Annotated in this window: 1 protein-coding gene and 2 pseudogenes; all 3 read right to left on the reverse strand. The window is 38.0% G+C overall.

Annotated elements, in window-relative coordinates; translation table 11 throughout:
• A pseudogene (locus tag DB41_RS03185) lies at positions 1–207 on the reverse strand (IS5 family transposase); the annotation flags it as partial.
• 285 nt (positions 208–492) lie between these two features.
• A pseudogene (locus DB41_RS03190) lies at positions 493–705 on the reverse strand (IS5/IS1182 family transposase); the annotation flags it as partial.
• A 69-nt stretch (positions 706–774) separates the two neighbouring features.
• Positions 775–3531, reverse strand: a 2757-nt coding sequence (locus DB41_RS10580) for a tetratricopeptide repeat protein (protein ID WP_052243846.1), incomplete at its 5' end; no start/stop codon positions are given.

The raw sequence follows: 3531 nt of genomic DNA on the forward strand, positions 1-3531 counted from the left end.
AAAATAGGTCCTATATTCTCGCATATATTCCAAGGTCATTAGCAGCATGTCTTCTAAACGTAGTTTATATTTACGCCCGCCTTTAATCTTCTTGGCCGCATCGGCTTGCTGTAAAATTTGCACCATCTTATCAAAGGTACCACGTTTTACCCCTGTCAATCTGCGAAATCGTTCATCATCTAATTTCTTTATCTTATCAGATTTCATGATGCCTCCTTTAAATGTTGAGTCACCATTTTACTAAAATTTACATTTTATTCCAGTTTCGAAAGAGGTCTAATATAAGCTTGATACTTACAGCCAATCAAGAGTTACCTTATTTGCTGAAAAAATTATTTATCCATAAGATGAGTTGCTAAAATTCCGAGCAAAAGGAAAAAATAAATACATTTTTTGAAGTAAGAAAGTTAATCAATAGTTAATAAGCTTTTAAGCAGCCCTTTATGCTATCATCGCCTAAAAAAACTATGCCCTTAAGTAAGAGGGGCAGCTAATATAAAAATAGGTCCTATATTCTCGCATATATTCCAATGCCATCAACAACATGTTTTCTAGACTTAGTTTGTATTTACGCCCGCTTCTAATCTTCTTGGCTTTATCGGCTTGCTGTAAAATTTGCACCATTTTATCAAAGGTGGTATACTCTACTCCTGTCAATCGTCGAAATCGTTCATCATCTAATTTTTCCATCTTATCAAATTTCATGATGCCTCCTTTAAATGTTGAGTTACCATTTTACTAAAATTTACATTTTATTTCAGTTTCGAAAGAGGCCTACTTAACCGCTTTATCTAGATTATCTTGCTCTTTATAGATTCTTCCTAGGTTGTGATAACAGACTGCTACCGTAGGATGATTTTTACCAAAGAGCATAAGTTTAATGGCCAACGCTTTGATGGTATAATTTGTGGCCTTCTCTAAATTGCCTTGGTTTAGGTAGATTTGCCCTAGGTTGTTGTAACAAGTTGCCACTAAGGGATGATTTTCGCCAAAAATCTTAATGCCCATGTCAAGCGCTTTGATGGTATAATTCTTGGCTTCGTCTAAATTGTTTTGCTTTTGGTAGATCTGTCCTAGGTTGTTGTAATAGTTTGCTAGAGGGGGATGATTTTCCCCGAAAAGTTTAAGGTTAATGGTGAGTGCTTTGTTAGTATAATCTGCCGCTTTGTCTAAATTGCCTTGGCTATGGTAGATTGCTCCTAAGTTACTGTAATAGCTTGCCACATCATGATGATTTTCCCCAAAAAGTTTAAGGCCAATAGCGAGAGCTTTTTCAGTGTAATCTGCCGCTTTGTCTAAATCGCCTCGCTCGTGGTAGATCGTTCCCAAGTTGCTATAGCAAGCTGCCACATCCTGGTGATTTCCCCCAAAAATTTTAAGGCTAATAGCGAGTGCTTTTCTAAAATAATCTTCTGCCTGGCTTAAATTGTGTTGGGCTCTGTAGATTACTGCTAAATTATTGTAACTATCTGCCACCTGGGGATGATTTTCACCGAAGAGTTTAAGATTAATGACCAGAGCTTTTGCACTATGATCTGTTGCTTTGTCTAAATTGCCTTGCTTTTGGTAGATCATTCCTAGGTTATTATAGTCTCTTGCCACCTCGGGAGAATATTTACCAAAAAGCTCAAGGTCAATGGCAAGCGCTTTGTTAGTGTACTCTTTCGCCAAGACTAACTTGCCTTGCATTTTGTAGATTTGCCCTAGGTTGTTGTAATCTTTTGCCACCTCGGAAGAATATTCACCAAAAAGCTTAAGGCCAATAGCGAGTGTTTTATTAGTATAATCTGCCGCTTTGTCTAAATTGCCTTGATGTTGATAGAGTTGTCTTAAGTTGTTGTAGCAACTTAGCACTTTGGGATGATATTCGCCAGAAAGCTTAAGGTTAATGATAAGCGCTTTATTGATATACTCTGCCGCCTTATCTAAATTGCCTTGGCTGTGATAAATTGCTCCTAGGTTGTTGTAATTTCTTGCCACATCGAGATGATCTTCACCAAAAAGCTTAAAGTTAATGATAAGCGCTTTATTGCTATACTCTACTGCTTTGTCTAAATTGCCTTGACTCTGATAGATTGCTCCTAGGTTGTTGTAACAAGTTGCCACTAAGGGATGATTTTCCCCGAAAATCTTAATGCCCATGTCAAGCGCTTTAATGGTATAATTTGTGGCCTTCTCTACATTGCCTTGGCCTAGGTAGATCTGTCCTAGGTTGTTGTAATAGTTTGCTACAGGGGGATGATTTTCCCCGAAAAGTTTAAGGTTAATGGTGAGTGCTTTGTTAGTATAATCTGCCGCTTTGTCTAAATTGCCTTGGCTATGGTAGATTGCTCCTAAATTACTGTAATAACTTGCCACATCATGATGATTTTCCCCAAAAAGTTTAAGGCCAATAGCGAGAGCTTGGTTAGTATAACCTGCCGCTTTGTCTAAATTGCCTCGCTCTTGGTAGATCGTTCCCAAATTGCTATAGCAAGCTGCCACATCCTGGTGATTTCCCCCAAAAAGTTTAAGGCTAATAGCGAGTGCTTTTCTAAAATAATCTTCTGCCTGGCTTAAATTGTGTTGGGCTCTGTAGATTACTGCTAAATTATTGTAACTATCTGCCACCTGGGAATGATTTTCACCGAAGAGTTTAAGATTAATGACCAGAGCTTTTGCACTATGATCTGTTGCTTTGTCTAAATTGCCTTGCTTTTGGTAGATCCTTCCTAGGTTATTATAGTCTCTTGCCACCTCGGGAGAATATTTACCAAAAAGCTCAAGGTCAATGGCAAGCGCTTTGTTAATATACTCTTCCGCCAAGACTAACTTGCCTTGCACTTTGTAGATTTGCCCTAGGTTGTTGTAATCTTTTGCCACCTCGGAAGAATATTCACCAAAAAGCTTAAGGCCAATAGCGAGTGTTTTATTAATATAATCTGCCGCTTTGTCTAAATTGCCTTGATGTTGGTAAAGTTGTCCTAAGTTGTTGTAGCAACTTAGGACTTTGGAATGATATTCGCCAAAAAGTTTAAGGTTAATGACAAGCGCTTTGTTGCTATACTCTACTGCTTCGTCTAAATTGCCTTGGCTATGGTAGATTGCTCCTAGGTTGTTGTAATTTCTTGCCACATCGAGATGATCTTCACCAAAAAGCTTAAGGTTAATGATAAGCGCTTTATTGCTATACTCTATTGCTTTGTCTAAATTGCCTTGACTCTGATAGATTGCTCCTAGGTTGTTGTAACAAGTTGCCACATCGAGATGATCTTCACCAAAAAGCTTAAAGTTAATAATAAGCGCTTTGTTGTTATACTCTACTGCTTTGTCTAAATTGCCTTGATTTAGGTAGATTTGCCCTAGGTTGTTGTAACAACTTGTCACTAAAGGATGATTTTCCCCGAAAATCTTAATGCCCATGTCAAGCGCTTTAATGGTATAATTTGTGGCCTTCTCTACATTGCCTTGGCCTAGGTGGATTTGTCCTAGGTTGTTGTAATAGTTTGCTACATTGGGATGACCCTTACCAAAAAGTTTAAGGTTAATGGT

Origin of the sequence: Neochlamydia sp. TUME1, assembly GCF_000813645.1 — a bacterium.
Taxonomy (GTDB): domain Bacteria; phylum Chlamydiota; class Chlamydiia; order Chlamydiales; family Parachlamydiaceae; genus Neochlamydia.